At 71.7% G+C, this 18,785-nt stretch carries 19 protein-coding genes and 1 pseudogene; 6 read left to right on the top strand and 14 right to left on the bottom strand.

Going from position 1 to position 18,785, the window contains the following annotated elements; genetic code table 11:
* Positions 1-413: 413 nt before the first annotated feature.
* The 3 genes from nusB to ABD793_RS06915 are packed head-to-tail and all read right to left on the bottom strand — an operon-like array spanning position 414 to position 2,580.
* A complete protein-coding gene (nusB, locus tag ABD793_RS06925) occupies positions 414-875 on the bottom strand; it encodes a transcription antitermination factor NusB (protein ID WP_344856515.1) in 462 nt (153 codons plus the stop codon).
* The gene (efp, locus tag ABD793_RS06920) at positions 875-1,438 is read right to left on the bottom strand and encodes an elongation factor P (protein ID WP_344856514.1); all 564 of its coding nucleotides are present in this window, start codon (positions 1,436-1,438) and stop codon (positions 875-877) included. The genes nusB and efp overlap by 1 nt, the downstream gene beginning before the upstream one ends.
* 44 nt (positions 1,439-1,482) lie before the next feature.
* A complete protein-coding gene (locus ABD793_RS06915) occupies positions 1,483-2,580 on the bottom strand; it encodes a M24 family metallopeptidase (protein WP_344856513.1) in 1,098 nt (365 codons plus the stop codon).
* Between the two features lie 94 nt (positions 2,581-2,674).
* On the opposite strand from ABD793_RS06915, the gene ABD793_RS42635 reads away from it, so the two are divergent.
* Complete coding sequence (locus tag ABD793_RS42635) at positions 2,675-3,361, top strand: B-4DMT family transporter (RefSeq protein ID WP_425548658.1); 687 nt, start codon at positions 2,675-2,677, stop codon at positions 3,359-3,361.
* Here the strand turns inward: ABD793_RS42635 and ABD793_RS06905 are convergent.
* The 10 genes and pseudogenes from ABD793_RS06905 to ABD793_RS06865 all read right to left on the bottom strand — a co-directional run bounded on the left by ABD793_RS06905 (position 3,285) and on the right by ABD793_RS06865 (position 12,837).
* Positions 3,285-4,775, bottom strand: a complete 1,491-nt coding sequence (locus ABD793_RS06905; protein ID WP_344856898.1) for a glycoside hydrolase family protein — start codon at positions 4,773-4,775, stop codon at positions 3,285-3,287. The genes ABD793_RS42635 and ABD793_RS06905 overlap by 77 nt on opposite strands.
* Before the next feature lie 91 nt (positions 4,776-4,866).
* Positions 4,867-5,763: a GNAT family N-acetyltransferase gene (locus ABD793_RS06900; RefSeq protein WP_344856512.1), complete on the bottom strand. Its 897-nt coding sequence runs from the start codon at positions 5,761-5,763 to the stop codon at positions 4,867-4,869.
* On the bottom strand, positions 5,760-6,191 hold the full coding sequence (aroQ, locus tag ABD793_RS06895) for a type II 3-dehydroquinate dehydratase (protein WP_344856511.1): 432 nt from the start codon (positions 6,189-6,191) through the stop codon (positions 5,760-5,762). Before aroQ ends, ABD793_RS06900 begins: the two co-directional genes overlap by 4 nt.
* A 46-nt stretch (positions 6,192-6,237) precedes the next feature.
* On the bottom strand, positions 6,238-7,353 hold the full coding sequence (gene aroB / locus ABD793_RS06890; protein WP_344856510.1) for a 3-dehydroquinate synthase: 1,116 nt from the start codon (positions 7,351-7,353) through the stop codon (positions 6,238-6,240).
* Positions 7,354-8,767: 1,414 nt separating this feature from the next.
* Positions 8,768-9,292 (bottom strand): shikimate kinase, encoded by a 525-nt coding sequence (locus ABD793_RS06885; RefSeq protein WP_344856509.1) that lies wholly within the window; start codon positions 9,290-9,292, stop codon positions 8,768-8,770.
* Entirely contained in the window at positions 9,289-10,476 is a 1,188-nt protein-coding gene (aroC, locus tag ABD793_RS06880) for a chorismate synthase (RefSeq protein WP_344856508.1), read from the bottom strand. Before aroC ends, ABD793_RS06885 begins: the two co-directional genes overlap by 4 nt.
* Positions 10,477-10,525: 49 nt before the next feature.
* Positions 10,526-11,572 carry a prepilin peptidase gene (locus ABD793_RS06875; protein WP_425548665.1) on the bottom strand — a complete coding sequence of 349 codons (1,047 nt, stop codon included), beginning with the start codon at positions 11,570-11,572 and terminating at the stop codon, positions 10,526-10,528.
* Between the two features lie 136 nt (positions 11,573-11,708).
* Positions 11,709-11,789, bottom strand: a pseudogene (locus ABD793_RS42630) (hypothetical protein); the annotation flags it as partial.
* 356 nt (positions 11,790-12,145) lie between these two features.
* Positions 12,146-12,601 carry a PTS sugar transporter subunit IIA gene (locus ABD793_RS06870; RefSeq protein ID WP_344856505.1) on the bottom strand — a complete coding sequence of 152 codons (456 nt, stop codon included), beginning with the start codon at positions 12,599-12,601 and terminating at the stop codon, positions 12,146-12,148.
* Entirely contained in the window at positions 12,598-12,837 is a 240-nt protein-coding gene (locus ABD793_RS06865; RefSeq protein WP_344856503.1) for a PTS sugar transporter subunit IIB, read from the bottom strand. The genes ABD793_RS06870 and ABD793_RS06865 overlap by 4 nt, the downstream gene beginning before the upstream one ends.
* A 241-nt stretch (positions 12,838-13,078) precedes the next feature.
* Here ABD793_RS06865 and ABD793_RS06860 point away from each other — a divergent pair, with 241 nt between their 5' ends.
* The 5 genes from ABD793_RS06860 to ABD793_RS06840 all read left to right on the top strand — a co-directional run bounded on the left by ABD793_RS06860 (position 13,079) and on the right by ABD793_RS06840 (position 17,826).
* The gene (locus ABD793_RS06860) at positions 13,079-13,879 is read left to right on the top strand and encodes a GntR family transcriptional regulator (protein ID WP_344856501.1); all 801 of its coding nucleotides are present in this window, start codon (positions 13,079-13,081) and stop codon (positions 13,877-13,879) included.
* A complete protein-coding gene (locus tag ABD793_RS06855; protein ID WP_344856499.1) occupies positions 13,876-15,117 on the top strand; it encodes a PTS transporter subunit EIIC in 1,242 nt (413 codons plus the stop codon). Before ABD793_RS06860 ends, ABD793_RS06855 begins: the two co-directional genes overlap by 4 nt.
* Positions 15,118-15,143: 26 nt before the next feature.
* Positions 15,144-15,413 carry an HPr family phosphocarrier protein gene (locus ABD793_RS06850; protein WP_344856497.1) on the top strand — a complete coding sequence of 90 codons (270 nt, stop codon included), beginning with the start codon at positions 15,144-15,146 and terminating at the stop codon, positions 15,411-15,413.
* 92 nt (positions 15,414-15,505) lie between these two features.
* Positions 15,506-16,321 carry a serine hydrolase domain-containing protein gene (locus ABD793_RS06845; protein ID WP_344856495.1) on the top strand — a complete coding sequence of 272 codons (816 nt, stop codon included), beginning with the start codon at positions 15,506-15,508 and terminating at the stop codon, positions 16,319-16,321.
* Positions 16,318-17,826, top strand: coding sequence for an alpha/beta hydrolase (locus ABD793_RS06840; protein WP_344856493.1), 1,509 nt, complete (start codon positions 16,318-16,320; stop codon positions 17,824-17,826). The genes ABD793_RS06845 and ABD793_RS06840 overlap by 4 nt, the downstream gene beginning before the upstream one ends.
* A 7-nt stretch (positions 17,827-17,833) precedes the next feature.
* Here ABD793_RS06840 and ABD793_RS06835 read toward each other — a convergent pair whose 3' ends face one another.
* Positions 17,834-18,775: a D-2-hydroxyacid dehydrogenase family protein gene (locus tag ABD793_RS06835; protein ID WP_344856490.1), complete on the bottom strand. Its 942-nt coding sequence runs from the start codon at positions 18,773-18,775 to the stop codon at positions 17,834-17,836.
* Positions 18,776-18,785: the final 10 nt, after the last annotated feature.

Below are 18,785 nucleotides of genomic sequence, written 5' to 3'. Positions count from 1 at the left end.
CGACGGGCACACTCACCACCACCGGGCGCCCCCGCTGACAATCACCACCGCCGGGACGCCTCACACTCACCACCGGCGGGGCCGCACCTGACACTCCCCCGCTGCCGCCCCGCCCGGCACCTTCGGCACAAGACTCCATCCCAGCGCCATCGCCCGCCGGCCGGGCGAATCGTTCGTCGCAACGGGTCCGTTCTGCCCGAAACCACCAGTCGGCGTGATGTCCGATTTGCGCGGTTCCGGCTCCGCTCGGTGATCAACTTGCCGTCGTGGTCCCGTTCCGGTCAGAGGTGACCGAGGGTGTGGGTTAACTCGATCGGGCGAGCACCGTCGGGGCAGGTCACCCCGCGGTACGCGAACGGCCGCGCCTTCCCGGCAGGGGAAGCGCGGCCGTTGGCAGTGGTATCGCCGACCGGCTACAGCACCGCCCGCAGGCGGTCGGCGATGGTGCCGATCCGGCCCAGTACTCCGTTGACGAAGCGGGGTGAATCGTCGGTGGAGAGTTCCTTCGCCAGGCCCACCGCCTCGTCGATGGCGACCGGGTCCGGCACGTCGGCGCACCAGAGCATCTCGTACACCCCGACCCGCAGCACCGCCAGGTCGACCGGGGGCATGCGCTCCAGCGTCCAGCCCTGCGAGTGCTCCGCGAGCAGCTCGTCGATCCGCTCGCGGCGGGACGTGACGCCCTCCACGACGGTGACCGTGTAGTCCGCCACCGGGTCGACCTCGACCGCACCGACGCGTTCGGACAGCAGGGTCACCGCGTCGACGTCGCGCTGACCGGCCTCGTACAGCATCTCGACGGCACGACGGCGGGCCTGCCGCCGGCTGATCGGGCCGCCGCGGTCCGGATGCGGGGGAAGCTTCCCGTCGGCCATCAGGCGGAGACGCGGCCGAGGTACCGGCCGTCGCGGGTGTCGACCTTGATCTTCTCGCCGGTCGAGAGGAACAGCGGCACCTGGATCTCCGCACCGGTCTCCAGGGTGGCCGGCTTCGTGCCGCCGGTGGAGCGGTCGCCCTGCAGACCCGGGTCGGTGTGCTGGATGATCAGCTCGACCGAGGTCGGCAGCTCGACGTACAGCGGCTCGTTCTCGTGTACCGCCACCTGCGCTTCGCTGTTCTCCAGCAGGTAGGCCGCGTTGTCGCCGACGACCTCGGCGGACACCGAGATCTGGTCGTAGGTGTCGCCGTCCATGAACACGAAGTCCTGACCGTCCTTGTACAGGTAGGTCATGTTCCGGCGGTCCACGGTGGCCGTGTCGACCTTCGTGCCGGCGTTGAAGGTCTTGTCGACGACCTTCCCGGTCAGCACGTGCTTGAGCGTGGTGCGCACGAACGCACCGCCCTTGCCCGGCTTGACGTGCTGGAACGCGGTGACGGTCCACAGCTGGCCGTCCAGGTTGAGGACGAGCCCGTTCTTCAGGTCATTGGTCGTGGCCACGAGCTTTCGGTCTCCTGTGTCGATCTCTTCGTCCGCGGCCCGTCTCAGACGGCCACGAGGTCCTTGGTGCTCAGGGTGAGGAGCTCGGGCCCGGAGTCCCGCACGACGAGCGTGTCCTCGATGCGCACGCCACCGCGCCCCGCGAGGTAGACGCCGGGCTCGACGGTGACCGCCATACCGGCGGTCAGTGTACCGACGCCCGTGGTGGCGAGGCTGGGCGCCTCGTGCACCTCGAGTCCGACGCCGTGTCCGAGGCCGTGTGCGAAGTCGTCCCCGTGGCCGGCGTCGGCGATCACGGACCGGGCTGCGGCGTCCACTTCGGACACCTCCGCACCGGGCCGGACCGCCGCGGAACCGGCCGCCTGCGCCCGGTGCACCAGCGCGTACAGCTCGCGCTGCCAGTCCGCGGGGACGCCGAGCACAAAAGTACGGGTCATGTCCGAGTGGTACCCGTCGACGGTCGCGCCGAAGTCGAACTTCACGAAGTCCCCCGCCCGCAGCTGCGCTCCGGTCGGCTGGTGGTGCGGGATGGCCGAGTTCGACCCGGCCGCCACGATGGTGGCGAACGACGGCTCGCTCGAACCGTGCTCCAGCATCCGGCTGTCCAGGTCGCGGGCGACCTCCAGTTCGGTCCGCCCGGCCCGCACGCCACCGGCGGCGAGCAGATCGGCCAGCGCCCGGTCGGCCGCCGCGCACGCCGCGCGCAGGGCGGCCACCTCCACCTCGTCCTTGACCGCACGCAGCTGTTCGACGAGACCGGGCGTGCGGATCAGCTGCACGTTCTCGAAGCGCACCGTCAGTGTCTCGTACTCCTCGACGCTGACGTGCTGGCTTTCGAACCCGGTACGGCCGTAGCTCGTGCGCTCGCGGGCGGCGCGAGAAGCGAGCGCGCGGGCGCTCGCGCGCTCGAGCACGCGCTCGAGGTCGGGCACTTCGGACTCGGACTGCGTGGTGTAGCGCCCGTCGGTGCAGAACAGCGTCTTCGCGTCGCCTTCGGCGTGCAGCAGCACGGCAGCGTTCGATCCGGTGAACCCGGTGAGGTAGCGGATGTTGAGCAGGTCGGTGACGAGCAGCGCGTCGACCCCGTTCTCGTGGAGCAGGGTACGCAGCGCGCCGCGGCGGTGAGCATGGATTTCCGGCACGCGACCAGCTTAACCAGCGGGTCTGCGCGCACCGGCCGGCGCCGTGGCAGAGGAGGCCACACCGGGTTCACCCGGCGCCGCCTACACTCCGTCCATGCTGGGTGCCTGGTTGACTCGCGGGCTGGTGATGGCCGTCGTACATGCCGTCGCCATGACGCTGCTGGCGAAGTGGTCCGTGTTCCATCCGACCGGCCAGACCGTGCAGACCTCGCTCACGCTGGCGGTGCTGGTCGGCGTCGTGGCGTTGTGGAGCGCGGTCGACGGCTGGCTCGGCAAACCGGACCGCGGACGGGCGTGGTTCATCGCGGCACTCGTCGCGGGCGTGGTTTCGGGCGTGCTGTACGTGATCGGGCGTGCGCTGTTCGTCGACGAGACCGGGACGTCGGAACTCGGCGCGGCACTCACCGGCGGCGCCGCGTTCACCGCACTGCTGGTGCTGGTCCCGGCCGGGCTGGGACTGTTCGTCGGCAGCCGGATCCGGCGGCCGGCGCGGGCGGACGAGGACGACGCCGGTGCGCCGGGCCCGGCGGACGACGAGACCGAGGACGGTTCGGGCACCCGCTCCGGTGAGCTGGAACTGCCGTCTGCCAAGACCGGAACGGACACCGGGCCGGAGGAACCGCGGTCGGCGAAGAAGCGCCCGCGCCGCGGCGCGGAACCGGCGAGCACCGAGACCGGAGCGGAAGAACCGGCGCCCCGGCGGGTCAGCCGCCCAGCGGCAGCCCGCGCGCGGAAGCGTCCCACTGTTGCGGGTCGATCTCCAGCACACCGGAACCGTTGAGCTTGACGATCGAGGTGTCCGGCAGGCCGTAGAGGATCCCGTCGAGCACCATGCCGAAACCGCGGCCGTAGGCGTGCACCACGGTGGCGCCGGAGCGCAGGCGGGTCTTCACCGGCAGCTTCGCGACCTGCGGGAGCTGCCGGTCGACGAGTTCACCGGCGAGCACCGCGGCCACCGACCGCCGGTCGATCCGGATCCGCTCGCCGCGGCGGTAGAGGTCGATCGTGCGGTCCGGCGAGGGCATGGCCACCCCGTCGAACGTCGCGCTGGTCCTGGACGGTGCCGAGCAGCCACCGGCTCCGTGCACGTCGAGGCCGAAGTGCTGCAGTCCGGTCGGCGCACCGGAACCGCCGGTCTGCGTGGCGCGCACGACGTCCAGCGACACCGTGCCGCACGGATCCTGCACCGACGTCGGCGCGTGCCCGTCGGGACGGCGGACCAGGCCGGGCCCTTCCTTCCACGGCCCCGGAATCACCAGCGGCGCGTAGGGCTGCATGGTGAAATCGCGGTTCCAGAAGGTGATCGTGGTGCCTGCGGCGGTTTCGTGCGCGATGGCGAACGCGTCGAGCGCACCGGACCACTCCAGATCGGCGCTGAAGCCGTCCACCACCGAGCGCGTGCGCGGCGCGGCAGTGTTGTCGACCGGAGTGAATCCGTTGTCCCCCAAGGATTCCACCCCGTCGCGGAAGGCGGGGTCGTGCGCCCGGATGACGAACTGGCCGGCACCGTTCCAGCCCGCCGCGCGGCCGGTCGTGTCGGTGAACATCAGGTAGTACCAGCCGTCGAGGAACACCGCGGAGGGCTGCCCCGAGCCGTAGACATTGGCGCGGTGCACGTCGTGCGCCGGGCCGAGGATCGGCCGCCCGCCGTTCGCGCGGGTCCAGTGCACGCCGTCGGTGCTGGTGGCCAGGCCGATCGCGTTGCCGAGCGCATGGTCACCCGCGGCGCCGGTGTAATACATGTAGTACGTGCCGCCGACGCGCAGCACCGAGGGGTCGCAGGTGTGCACGCCGTCGAAGTTCCCCGGCGAACCGGACAGGACCGCGGTCGGGGCGCCACCGCCCGATCCTGCGAACGGCCCGTCGGGCGATCCGGCATCCGCGTAGAGGATGTCGTCGCCGGGGGGCGCCGCGCTGCCGTACTGACTGCACCACCACATCCGGGTCCGGCCGTCCTCGACCATCACCGTGGGCCCGTAGTTGTACACCGCGTCGGCCGCGCCCGCCGCCACCACGTGGCCGCTTTCCCGTGCCGAAGTGGTCGCGAGGGGGACGTTCGCTGCGCGCGGCGGTTCGGACGACGGCGGTGGCGCGCCACCGGAGATGCCGCCGGGGCCGGTGCCTTCCGCCTGCGGTTGCGCGGAGCTCTGGCTGCATCCCGCAACCATCGTCCCGGCGATCAGCAGGGCGGACAGCTGACGCACGGGTCGCCGGCCCCCACGACGAAACAGGTGCACGGCTGCTGAGTGTAGCGAGCCTGCCACCGGACGGGTGACACCAGCCGGGTCATGGGGTGTCGGCGACGAGCTCGACCTCGAAACCGTCGGCGTTCTCCAGGTAGGCCGCGTAATGCGCGGTGCCGCCCGCGTGCGGGAAGCGGTCGGCGAACAGCGGCCGCCAGCCGTGCCCGCCGCCGGCGAGTGCGTCGACCTCGGCGCGGCTGCCGACGTGCAGGGCGAGGTGGTTGAGTCCGGGCCGGGTGCGCTCGTGCCCCGGTGCGGTGCTCGCCGGGGACTGCTCGGCCACCACGTAGGCGCCGCCGAGCCGCCAGCTCACGCCCGCGGACCAGCGCTGGAATTCCCGCCAGCCGAGCCGTCCGAGCAGCCAGCCCCAGCACTGTTCGGCGCGGGCGAGGTCGGGCACCCACAGTTCGACGTGGTGCAGCCGTCCGTGCCGGGCGGGCAACGCGACGAGCACCCGGTGCGGCGCGCCGAAGTGCTGCCTGCTGCCGACGTCGAGGAACCCGGCGCGGTTCGTGACCGCGAGGCTCGCCGCGTTGTCCTCGTGCACGAGCGCGAACACCGCGGGGAGGCCCAGGTAACCGAGGGCGTGGTCGAGCAGCGCCGTGACCGCTTCGGTGGCGAATCCGTGGCCCGCATGCGCGGTTGCCACGGAATAGCCGATTTCGGCGGTCGCACCGGGCAACGCGGACGACGGGCGCAGGCTCGCGAGCCCGATCACCGCGCCGTCGTGCTCGAGCACCCAGTGGCCCTGTCCCGACGGCGAGCGAGCGGCCACCCGCTCGGCCACCAGGCCGCGGGCCCTGGCGGGATCGGAGAAGTCGGTGGCGAAGTACCGGCTCATCCCGGGGTCGGCGAACAGCGCGACCACCGCCTCGCTGTCGGCGGGCACGAGCGGACGCAACCGGAGCCGTCCGGTCGCCAGCTCCGGCGGCGGCGTCACGAGACGTGCGCGGCGATCCAGCGGAGAGCGAGCGCGTACCCGTCCACGCCGAGACCCGCGATGACGCCGGTCGCGAGGTCGGACAGCACGCTGTGGTGCCGGAATTCCTCTCGCTGGTGGACATTGCTGATGTGCAGCTCGATGAACGGCGCGGTGAGCTGCGCCGCGGCGTCGCGCACGGCGATCGAGTAGTGCGTCCACGCGCCCGCGTTCAGCACGACCGGCGCACCGGCGTCGGCAGCCTCGTGCAGCCAGCCGACGAGCTCGCCCTCGTGGTCGGTCTGCCGGACCTCGACCTCGACGCCCAGCTCCGCCCCCGTGCGCACGCACAGCTGCGCGAGGTCGGCGTGGGTAGCCGAGCCGTAGACGCCGGGCTCGCGTTTGCCGAGACGGCCGAGATTGGGACCGTTGAACACGTACGCCTTCACTGCGCCACGCTCCTGTCTTCGCTCGATGCCGGGCGTCCCGATGTCCTCACAGCAGCACGCTCCCGCCGTTCTGGGGTGCCTCGGCCTCGATCGCCGAGTACGCCGCGGCCAGCAGCGCCGGGTCCGGGCCCTCCAGCCGGCTGGGCTTCGCGAGCCCGTCGAGAACGACGAACCGCAACACGCCGGACCTGGTCTTCTTGTCGCCCTTCATCGTCTCCACCAGCTGCGGCAGCGCGCCCGCCTCGTAAGTGGTGGGCAGGCCGAGCAGCTTCAGCACCCGGGCGTGCCGGGCCGCGGTGGCGTCGTCGAGACGGCCGGCGAGCCGGGCCAGTTCGGCCGCGAAGACGAGACCGACGCTGACCGCCGCACCGTGGCGCCAGCGGTAGCGCTCACGGCGTTCGACGGCGTGGCCGAGGGTGTGGCCGTAGTTGAGGATCTCGCGCAGATTGGACTCGCGCAGGTCCGCCGCGACGACGTCGGCCTTCACCTGAATCGAGCGGCGGACCAGCTCGGCCAGCACCTCTCCGCCCGGTTCGACGGCCGCCGCGGGATCGGACTCGATGAGCTCGAGGATCCTCGGGTCGGCGATGAACCCGGTCTTGACGACCTCCGCCATCCCGGCGACGAGTTCGTTGCGCGGCAACGTCTCCAGCGTCGCGAGGTCGACCAGCACGGAGCTGGGCTCGTGGAAAACGCCGACCAGGTTCTTGCCCGCGTCGGTGTTGATCCCGGTCTTCCCGCCGACCGCGGCGTCGACCATGGCCAGCAGCGTGGTCGGCACGTTCACCAGCCGCACGCCACGCATCCAGGTCCCGGCGACGAACCCGGCGAGGTCGGTCACCGCACCGCCGCCCAGTCCGACGACCACCCCCCGCCGGTCGAGCCCGATCCGGCCGAGCACCTCCCAGCAGAAGCTCGCGACGGAGAACGCCTTGCCGTCCTCGGCGTCGGGAATCTCCACCCGGTGCGCATCGAGCCCGGCAGCGGCCAGCTCGTCGCGAACGGCCTCCGCAGTGGCGGTGAGAGTGGGCGGATGGATCAGGGCGACCTTCGAGGCACCGGCGAGCTGCTCGGTGAGCTCCCCGAGCAACCCCCGGCCCACGACGACGTCGTAGGCCCGCGCGGTGGCCACCCGAATCCGGACCGGCTGCGTATCGGGCACGACACTCCTCACTGCTTGACTCACTGGTGCTTGGCTGGCTGGTGCTTGGCTCATTGGTGTTGGTGTTGGTGTTGGTGCTGGTGCTTGGTTGGCTGGTGCTTGGCTCATTGGTGCTGGTGCTTGGCTGGCGGTGGATTCACGACTTCTGGTCCGTTGGTACTGGATTCCCCGGTGCTCGGCTCGCTGCTGCTGAACGCCCGGTTTCGGACTCGCGACTGTGGGCTCGCGGCTCCGGGCTCGCCGGCTGATTCGGGACGGCGGTTGGTTCGGGACGGCGGCTGGTTAGTGACGACGGGTCGGTTCGTGGAGACGGTCGGTCCGTGGCGGCAGTGGTTCGTAGCGGCAGCTGGTTCGTGGCGATGGTCCGTTCGTAGCGGCAGCTCGTTCGTGGCGACGGTTGGTTCGGGACTGTGCTGGTCGGGCGGCGGTCGGATCGTGGCGGCGGTCGGTTGGCAGGTGGACACCAGTCGGTCCGGGGCGGTGGCCGGTTGGTCGAAGTCATCGGCTGATCCGGACCGCCGGCTGGTGGGTTCGGCGACTAGCAGGTTAGTTTGCCGCTCGCCGACTGGTTCGCGGCAGCTGGTCTATTCGTGACCGCTGGTCGACATGTGGACGCTCAGCAGCAGGTGGCAGCTGTTGATTCACGTCCGATCAGTCAGCCTGCGGCTTCTTGTACGCGAAGCGTGCCGCTGGTCGGTTCGCGACTCGCCGGTGGTTCGTGGCTCACTGCCCCGACATCGACCGGACTCGAGGCCCCGAGCCGATCGCGGCGTAACCCACCCGACCGGACCGGCAATCCGGGACTGAATCTCCACGGACATCACCCCTGGCTGCCGCCACCCGGCGGCGGCAGCCACCGGCCTGCCATTGCTTCCCGGCTGCCGCTTCCCGGCCGCCGCGCTTTCCGTGCCGCCACGGTCTCCCGCCCACCGCCGCTTCTCGACCACCAGGGAGCCGATCGCGATCGTCGGACTCGGCTGACGTGCGCTCCGGCCTGCCGTCGCTTCCCCGGCTGCCGTGGCTTCCCGGCTGCCGTCGCTTGCCGGCTGCCGTCGCTTCCCGGCTGCCGTCGCTTCCCGGCTGCCGTGGGCTCCGGCCTGTCGTTGGTGCTGCGCTGGCAGTAGTGCCTGGCCGCCGCAGTTCCTGCTCTGTGGTAGTTCCTGGGCCGCCGCTGTGGCGCGCTGCCGTCGTTTCCGGGCCGTCGCTGGTGCCGGGGTGGCCGGGCACCGGTGCCGGGACGCCGCTTCGGGGTCCGCTTGTGGTGGACTGCCGTTGCCGGTCCGTGGGGTGGTGGACCGGCGTGGCCGGGCCGGGTGCTCGCCGGTGAGTCTGCCGGGCCGTGCTGCTTTCGGTGCGGTCGCGCTCCGGCTCGTCTGTCAGTGCGGTCGAGCTCCGGCTGGTCTGCGGGGTCGGGCTACTTTTCCTGGACCCGGCCGGGGGCGAGTGCGGCGACCGCCGCGGCCACCACCTCCTCCGGTGCCCGGTGGTCGGTTTCGATCTCGACGGTCGCCACCTCCCGGTACATCGGCAGGCGGGCGTCGAGCAGGGCTTTGAACGTGGCCCGCGGGTTCACGCCCGCCAGCAGGGGACGTGCCGCGGAGAGGCCGGTCCGCTGCACGCCGACGGCGAGTCCGACGTTGAGGAAGACCACCGGGTGCTCCGCGAGCCGGGTCCGGGTACCGGGGGCGAGCGGCGCGCCGCCGCCGAGCGAGAGCACGCCTCCGTGCTCGGCGAGGGCGGTGGCCACGGCCTGCTCTTCCAGCGCGCGGAAGGCCGGCTCGCCGTCCTCAGCGAAGATGTCCGCGATGGACCGTCCGGTGCGGGCGACGATGTCGTCGTCGGTGTCGCGGAAGGCCACCCCCAGTGCGGCGGCCAGCATCGGGCCCACCGTGCTCTTGCCGGAGCCCGGCGGCCCGACGACGACCGCGCGCGGGCTCACCAGCGCTCCTCGAGCGCGGTCAGGTACGCCTGCGCGTTGCGCTTGGTCTCGGCCAGCGAGTCGCCGCCGAACTTCTCCAGCGCGGCATCCGCGACCACCAGCGCGACCACGGATTCCAGCACCACGCCCGCCCGCGGCACCGCGCACACGTCGGACCGCTGGTGGATGGCCACCGCGGGCTCGCCGGTCTTGACGTCCACAGTGGACAACGCCTTGGGCACGGTCGAGATCGGTTTCATCGCGATCCGCACCCGCAACGGCTCACCGTTGGTGATGCCGCCTTCGAGCCCGCCCGCGCGGTTCGACCGGCGGGTGACGCCGACCGGCCCGGTGCCGCGATCGATCTCGTCGTGCGCCTGGCTCCCCCACCGCCGGGCGGTGGTGAAGCCGTCGCCGACCTCGACGCCCTTCATCGCCTGCACGCCCATGAGCGCGCCGGCGAGCCGCGCGTCGAGCCGCCGGTCCCAGTGCACGTGCGAGCCGAGACCCGGCGGCAGACCGTAGACGAGCACCTCGATCACACCGCCGACGGTGTCGCCCGCCTTCCGCACCGCGTCGACCTCGGCGACCATCGCCTCGGTGCCCGCTGCCGAGAACGACCGCACCGGGCTCTCGTCGACCGCCTCGAGATCACCCGGCTGCGGCAGCGGGCCCTCGGGCGCATCCGCGCCGCCGATGGCGACGACGTGGCTCAGCACCTCGGCACCCAGCAGCTGCCGGAGGAAGTGCCGCGCGACTGTGCCGAGCGCGGTCCGCGAAGCCGTCTCCCTGGCACTCGCACGTTCCAGCACCGGCCGTGCTTCGTCGAAGCCGTACTTCTGCATGCCGGGCAGGTCCGCGTGGCCCGGACGCGGGCGGGTGAGCGGCTCGTTGCGGGCGAGGCCGGCCAGCTCGGCCTCGTCGACCGGATCGGCCGCCATCACCTGCTCCCACTTGGGCCATTCCGCGTTCTCGATCTGCACCGCGATCGGTCCGCCCTGGGTGCGGCCGTGCCGCACGCCACCGAGGAACTGCACGTGGTCGGTCTCGAAGCCCATACGCGGGCTGCGGCCGAACCCGAGCCGCCGCCGCGCGAGCTGCGCGGTGAGGTCCGAAGTGGTCACCTCCACCCCGGCGGGCATGCCCTCGAGCACGGCGGCGAGAGCGGGTCCGTGTGATTCTCCAGCGGTGATCCAGCGCAACACCGGATAATCCTGTCACGACCCGCCATCGGCCCCGGCAGAGCCCCTGACCTCAGGTGACGCCCGTTCCCACGGCGGGGAACACCGCGCACGCCCAGGTGGCCAGCACCAGCCCCGGCCCGTGCGGCACGACCAGCCGCCCCGGCCCCGCCCGCAGCCACCGCGGTGAGCCTCGGGAAAGCCGAACCGGCCGCGACAGCCGACCCGGAACCGGCGAGCCCCGAGCCAAGCAATCCGGCTGCCGCCCGCCCGAACCCGACGAAGCCAGACGCAGGCGACGTCGATGCGGCCGTCGCCGCCCCGGACAGGCGCGGGACGGGTGGCCTGGGTCCGGCCGATCCGGAGCCGGCGGAATCCGGGGCGGGTCGCCCTCGGACGGCTGCTCCGGAGCCGGCCGAGTCCGAGGCGAGTCGCCCTCCGGCAGCTGGTCCGGCACCGGCAAAGCCGGCGGCGAGCAACTTGCGTCCGGCAACCCCGGACCCGGCCGAGTCCGAGGCAAGTCGCCCTCCGGCAGCTGGTCCGGCGCCGGCAAAGCCGTCAGCGGGTGGGCTGGATCCGGCGCACTCCACCCCGGTGAGGGCGTCTCTGTGGACTTCGGTGGTGGTCCGTGCCGTTGCCGCAGCCATGCGGTTGTCAGGGCGGTCAGGCTGACCATGGCCGCCAGCACTGCGGCGACGAGTGGTGCCGTCCCGCCGAGCGCGCCAAGGACCGCGCCGAGGGCGCCGGACAGTTTCACGTCGCCGGCGCCCAGTCCGCCCGCGGAACGCCGGTGCACGAACAGGTGGGCGCCGCCGAAGAGCAGGCACCCGGCGAGTGCACCGGCGAGCAGGTGGGGCCCACCGCCACCGACGGCGGCAAGGCCCAGTGCCACCGCGACGGCCGGGTAGGCGGGCCACGTCAGCGCGTCCGGCAACCGGCGGTGCCGGAGATCCGCCAGCACGAGAGGTGCCCCGAGTACGGCCACCACCCACGGCACCGGGAGCCACCACACCGGCAACGCACCCTCAGCAGCACGGAATGCCGGCACGGCAGCGGCCACCGCCGCTCCCCCGAGTGCGGGCAACGCCCGGACTGGGGCGCCGGCTCGTTTCACCACCATCAGCAGCACGGGCATCACCGCCCCGGCCGCGATCACTGCCATCAGGACCATGCGGACCAGCGTGTCCGCGGGATCGGGGGCCGCGCAAACACCGAGGGGTGCGACGGTCCCGCTCGCGCGCGACACGCCGGAGGGTTCACCCGACGGGGGCACGATGCGGGGCAGCGCAGTCTCGGGCAGCGCAGCCTCGGGCACCGCAGCCTCGGGCACCGCAGCCTCGGGCACCGCAGCCTCGGGCACCGCAGCCTCGGGCAGCGCAGGTGTGCCGGGACGAGGATCACGGCTGGAGCGGGACCGTCCGCGCCAGCAGGCGCACCTCGATCGACACCGCCCGAACCGGCCAACAGCCGGGCGGTGTTTCGAGCGGGAACATTGAGCGCGCGGTGTCGCTCGGGCCGGGGCCAGCAACCTCGCTCGGGCCGGAGCTCTGGACGAGCGACGTCGCTCAAGCCGGAGTGCTAGACGAGCCGGCCGCTGCCGAGGTCGCGGTGAAGGTCGGGAACGGACCAGGTCGTGACCGCCTGGCCGCAACTGCCCTTTGTGGACGTCCGCCGTCCACAAAGGGCAGCGGGTTCAGTCGTTCCAGGTGAACAGTTCCGCGCCCGCCGTGATCGTGCGGGGGGCGTCCAGTCCGTCGAGGACATCGGCGGAGGCGTCCAGTCCGACCACCGGCACGATCGGCGAGTAGCCCTTCGCCGCGACGGCTTCCGGGTCCCAGCCCACGATCGGCTGGCCCGCCCGCACGGACTCGCCCTTCACCACGTGCAGGGTGAAGCCCTCGCCCTTTTCCTTGACCGTGTCGATGCCCAGGTGCACGAGCACCGCCCGGCCGTCCTCGGTGGCCACGACGTAGGCGTGCGGGTGCAGGGTCACCACCGTGCCGTCGACCGGCGCGACCGCGTCGGACCGGCCGCCGGAGGGCCGCACCGCGACACCCGGTCCGACCATCGCCTCGGCGAACACCGGATCGGGCACCTCGGTGATCGCGACCACCTCGCCCGCAACCGGGCTCAGGATCGGCAAGCTCACAGCAGGTCCTCGATGTCGCTGGCGATGGTGTCCGCCTCCGGGCCGACGATCACCTGCAGCGCGGTGCTGCCCATCTTCACCACGCCCATCGCACCGGCCGCCTTCAGGCCCGCCTCGTCGACCAGGCTCATGTCGTCCACCTCGCAGCGAAGCCGCGTGATGCAGCCTTCGATCTCGGTGAGGTTGTCCACGCCACCGAGCGCCGCGAGAATCTTCTCCGGCCTGTCATCCGCCATCGCGGCCTCCTCGTATCCCGTTGGTTGTCCACTTGGCGCAGGCATGCGTACCACCAGTACTACGCCGTTTCGCGGCGTGTCCGGCGCCGCCGGGCACGAACGGATAACGGTGGTTGACACCTGCTCGCGTGGCGGAGCATCCTGCCCCATCAGATCAATGGTCTAGACCGGAACGTACCAATCTTCCGGCCAGGACGCGAGCACCGGCCCCCGGTGCGCGACGACGAGGAGGGTGACGCCGATGAGCGCGGCCGCGCACGTCCCGCCACCCGGGCCAGCCGAGCGCGTGGTCAACGGGCCGACCCCCAAGCACGCCCAGCTGCGGGAGATCCTGCGCCGTTCGGTGGAGCGGGAGCTGCCACCGGGGTCGCCGATCCCGTCCGAGCGGGAGCTGGCGCAACGCTACGGCGTCTCCCGGCTGACCGTGCGCTCGGCGATCGGGAAGCTGGTCGAGGAAGGGCTGCTGGCCAGGGTCCGCGGCAAGGGCACCTTCACCGCGGCGCGGCGGATGGAGCTGCAGCTGTACCTGATGTCGTTCACCGACGACATGCGCCGCCGCGGGCTGGCCCCGGCCACCGAGGTGATCTCGACCTCGACCGAGGTCCCGCCGGTGACCTCGGCGCACGCACTCGGCCTCGCGCCGGGCGTGCCCGCGCACCGGCTGATCCGGCTGCGCCGCGCGGACGGCGTCCCGCTGGCCGTGGAACGCGGCTGGTACCACGCGGGCCGCACCCCCGGCCTGCTCGAACTCGACCTGACCCGATCGCTCTACGCCCAGCTGGCCGACGGGTTCGACCTCCGGCCGGACCACGCGTACCAGACGGTGTGGGCCGAGTCCGCGGACCGCGAGACGGCGCGCCTGCTCGGCATGCGCACCGGCAGTCCGCTCCTGGTCTTCCGCCGGGTCTCCAGCGCGAACGGGGAGCCGGTCGAGGACATGACGTCCTGGTACCGGGGGGACCACTACCAGGTGACCATGCAGCTGGACCGGAGCATTCCGGGCTCCGGCGAAGAACAACCCCACTATGGAGGTATCCGATGAGCGCCACCACCGCGGCGGGGGCGAAGGGCAAGAAGGGCGGCGGCGGTCTCGCCGGGCTGCAGCGCTTCGGCCGCAGCCTCATGCTGCCGATCGCGACCCTGCCCGCGGCCGGTCTGCTGAACCGGCTCGGCCAGGACGACATCTTCGGCAAGGACGGTCTCGGCTGGGACAAGGTCGCGGCCGTGATCGCCGCGGCCGGCGGTGGCCTGTTCGACTGGCTGCCGCTGCTGTTCGCGATCGGCATCGCGGTCGGCTTCGCGCGCAAGGGCGACGGTTCCACCGCGGTCGCCGCGGCCGTCGGCTGGGTCGTGTTCAACAAGGTGATCCAGGCGATCGCGCCGATCGACAGCCAGCAGGGCTACAAGCCCGCCTGGGAGGGCGCGCCGATCCACTGGCCCTACAGCGTGCTGACCGGGATCGTGTCCGGCATCGTGGCCGCGCTGCTGTGGCAGCGCTACCACCGGATCAAGCTGCCCTCGTGGCTGGCGTTCTTCGGTGGCCGCCGGTTCGTGCCGATCATCACCGCACTGTCGATGATCGTGCTCGGCGTGATCTTCGGCCTCGTCTTCAAGTACGTCGACGACGCCATCAACGCGGCGGGCAAGGCGGTCGTCGGCTCGCCGATCGTCGGTGGCGGCGTCTACGGCCTGCTCAACCGGCTGCTCATCCCGATCGGCCTGCACCAGCTGCTGAACGTGCCGGTGTGGTTCATCTTCAACGGCGGCGACATCCCGAACTTCCTGAACAACCACGTCCAGGGCTCGGGTATCTTCCAGTCCGGCTTCTTCCCGATCTTCATGTTCGCGCTGCCCGCCGCGGCGCTGGCGATCTGGCAGACCGCACGGCCGGGGCAGAAGAAGATCGTGGGCAGCATCATGATCTCCGCGGCGCTGACCTCGTTCATCACCGGCGTCACCGAACCGATCGAGTTCGCGTTCATGTTCGTGGCCTGGCCGCTGTACCTCTTCCACGCGATCATGACCGGCATCTCGCTGGCGGTGGTCAACGCGCTGGGCATCCACCTCGGCTTCTCCTTCTCCGCGGGGGCGATCGACTTCGCGCTGAACTCGTCGCTGGACACCGCGCACAAGGCCTGGCTGCTGATCCCGATCGGGCTGATCATGGCCGTGATCTACTACGTGGTGTTCCGGTTCGTGATCACCAAGTGGAACCTGCGCACGCCGGGCCGCGAGGACGATTCGGTCGAGGCGGACCTCGAGCGCTCGGCCGCGAAGTAACCGAACAAGATCGAGAGAGGACGACCATGCCGGAGAAGCGCGTCACGGTGGCCAGCAAGGTGGGTCTGCACGCCCGGCCGGCCGCCCTCGTGGCCAAGGCGGCCGCGGCACAGCCGGTGGCGGTACAGATCGCCAAGACCGGTGGCGACCCGGTGGCCGCCGGCAGTGTGCTCAACCTGATGACGCTCGCCGCCGGGTACGGCGACGAGGTGGTGATCAGCGCCGAAGGTGACGGCGCCGACGCGGCGGTGGCAGCCGTCGCCGAGCTCGTCGCCACCGACCTCGACGCTCAGTAGATACCGCTCCAGGGGAAGTCGGACGGGGGCCGTTCCGGCACCGGGCAACCGGGCCGGACGGCCCCCGTTCGCGTGCCCGATACGCTGGCGGCATGGAGAGTCTGCGCCTGATCGACGAGTGGCCGGTGGACAACGCGGCGGCCGGGGTGGTCGGCAGCGACGGCGTGGTCCGTGGCCGCCACGGCGACCCCGGCCGGCCGTTCGGGCTGGCCTCGGTCACCAAGCTGCTCACCGCGTACACCGCGCACATCGCGATCGAAGAGGGTGTGCTCGAGCTGGACACCCCGGCCGGGCCGGAGGGCTCGACCGTGCGGCATCTGCTCGCGCACACCTCGGGGCTGGCCTTCGACGCGCACAAGGCGATGGCCACGCCGGGCACCCGGCGGCTGTACTCCAATGCCGGTTTCGAGGAGCTCGCCGACGCGCTCACCGAACACTCGGGCATCGCGTTCGCCGATTACCAGCGCGAAGCACTGCTGGAGCCGCTCGGCATGACGGCGACCGTGCTGGCGGGCTCCCCCGCGGCAGGTGCGACGTCCACAGTGGACGACCTGCTGCGGTTCGCCGCCGAGCTGCAGGCGCCGAAGCTGCTCGCACCGCAGACGCTGAACGCGGCGACCGAAGTGGCCTTCCCCGGCCGCACCGGCGTGCTGCCCGGATTCGGCCACCAGAAGCCGAACGACTGGGGGCTCGGTTTCGAACTGCGCGATCACAAGAGCCCGCACTGGACCGGAGCGAACAGCTCCCCGCGCACGTTCGGCCACTTCGGACAGTCGGGCACGTTCCTGTGGGTCGACCCGGACGCCGGTTTCGCGTGTGTCGCCATGGCGGACCGCTCGTTCGGGCCGTGGGCGGCGGAGGTCTGGCCGCCGTTCACCGATGCAGTGCTGGCCGAACTCGCGGCGTGAAAGCACGTGCCGCGCTGGCGGCTGCCGTACTGCTGTTCGCCACCGCCTGCTCGACCCCGGCCGCAGCCCCGCCACCACCGGCACCGACCCCGGCCGCCGCTACCCCGTCGCCACCGCTGGGCACCGGCGGCGCGGCGGTGCCGCAGCTGCGCTGGACGCCGTGCCACGGTGGATTCCAGTGCGCGAGCGCCCCGGTGCCGCTGAGCTACCGCGAGCCCGGCGGGACGAAGCTCGACCTGTCGGTGATCCGGCTGCCCGCAACGGATCCCGCGCACCGGATCGGATCGCTGATGATCAACTTCGGCGGGCCCGGTGCGGACGGGGTCGGTGAGCTGACCCGGTTCGGCAGCCGGTATCCGGCCGGACTGCGCGCCCGGTTCGACCTGGTGAGCTTCGATCCGCGCGGGATCGGCGGCAGCGCAGCACTGCACTGCCCCGGCGCCGATCAACTGCCACCGCCCGGATCTCCGTTACGGGACAAGGGATTCTGGACGGCAAGCGCGGCAACGGGTACGAGGTGCGCAGCCGGTTCCGGGGCGGAGCCGGCGCACCTGTCCACTGCGAACGTCGCGCGCGACATGGAAATGCTGCGGCAGGCACTCGGTGATCCGCAGCTGAACTTCTACGGTTATTCCTACGGCACCTACCTCGGCGGCACATACGCGAACCTGTTCCCCGGCAAACTGCGCGCGATGACGCTCGACGGCACCCTCGACCTCGTCGCCAACTCCACCGGTCAGCCAGGCAGGCAAGACGCGCCGGTGGACGTACGAGCCGACGTCGCCGGCGCGCAACAGCAGGAGCTGGAAGCGTTCTTCGCCGCGTGCAGCGCCGCGGGACCGAGCAAGTGCGCCTTCGCCGGAGGCGATCTGAAGCAGAAGTTCGCCTCACTGTACGCACGGTTGACCCATGGCCCGGCCGGTGGCGTCACCGTGGCTTCGCTCATGCAGACCATCGACCGCGCGCTGTACCAGTCGTCACGGTGGCCGCGGCTCGCCCGCACCCTCGCCGCCCTCGTCCCCTCGTCCCCGGTCTCTCCGGTGCCGGTGCTCGATCCGTGGGTGCCAACACATTCCGCGGGATTCCTTGCCGTGCAATGCCTCGACAGCGATCTGCCGCAGGATCCGGCGGGGTACTCCCGGCTCGCCACCGCCGAGGAGCAGCGGCAACGGTATTTCGGGCTGGCACCGGTGTTTTCCCTGGCACAGTGCGTGGGCTGGCCCGCCCGCGACGAGGATCGGTACGTCGGGCCGTGGAACCGGCGGCGGCAGCACCCGATCCTGTTACTGGCCAACCGCCACGATCCGGCCACTCCGCTGGCCAACGCGCAGGCCACCTCGGCCGAACTCGGCGACGGCCGCGTCCTCGTGGTCGAAGGCGCCGGGCACACCACACTGGACGTGCCCAGCGCGTGCGCCTCGACCGCGCTGGTGCGGTACTTCGTGGATCTCGTGGCCCCGCCGCCCGGCACCACCTGCGCACCGGACGCGGTGCCGTTTTCCTGAGGCCGGCTCACTCCACCACCCGGATCGGCGAGCCTGCCTGGAACGCCGCGATGTCCTCCACCGCGTCGCGGTAGAAGATCTCGTACGACTCGCGGCTGACGTAGCCGATGTGCGGGGTCAGGATCGCGTTGTCCAAGGTGCGCAGCGGATGGTCGGACGGCAGCGGCTCGGTGTCGTAGACGTCCAGTGCGGCGGCTGCGATCTTCTTTTCCCGCAACGCTTCCACCAGCGCATCCTCGGCCACGATCGGGCCGCGCGAGGTGTTCACCAGCAACGCGGTGGGCTTCATCCCGGCGAGATCGGCGGCGCCGACCAGGCCACGGGTGCGTTCGGAGAGCACGAGGTGAATGGAGAGCACGTCCGCCTCGGCGAAGAGCTCTTCCCGGGACACCAGGGTCGCACCGTGCTCGGCGGCTCGTTCGGCGGTGAGGTGCCGGCTCCACGCGATCGGCTTCATCCCGAAGGCCTGCCCGATCCGTGCCGATTCCGCGCCGAGGCGGCCCAGCCCGAGCAGGCCGAGGGTCTTGCCGCGCACCGTGCTGCCGACGCCGACCTGCCAGCCACCGTCCCGCATCGAGCGGAATTCGGCGGGCAGGCCGCGTGCGGCGGCCAGGATCAGCGCCCAGACGTGCTCCGCGGTCGGCGCGGTGAGGTTGCCGGTGCCGGACACGACCACACCGCCCCGCTTCGCCGCGGCCAGATCGATCGCCGCATTGCGCTGCCCGGTGGTGACCAGCAGCTGCAGGCCGGGCAGCCGGTCGAGCACCGCGGCCGGGAACGGGGTGCGCTCGCGCATCGCGACCACCACGTCGAATCCGGCCAGCCGGGCGACGACCTCGTCCGGACCGCCGAACGCCTCGGTGCACACCTCGATCTCGGCACCGAGCGAATCCCAGTCCGCGTAGCCGAGTGCGACGTGCTGGTAGTCGTCGAGAATCGCGATTTTCATACCGGCCACG

Source organism: Amycolatopsis ultiminotia, assembly GCF_039536925.1.
Taxonomy (GTDB): Bacteria; Actinomycetota; Actinomycetes; order Mycobacteriales; family Pseudonocardiaceae; genus Amycolatopsis; species Amycolatopsis ultiminotia.
This window is presented reverse-complemented; position numbering and strand designations above follow the sequence as displayed.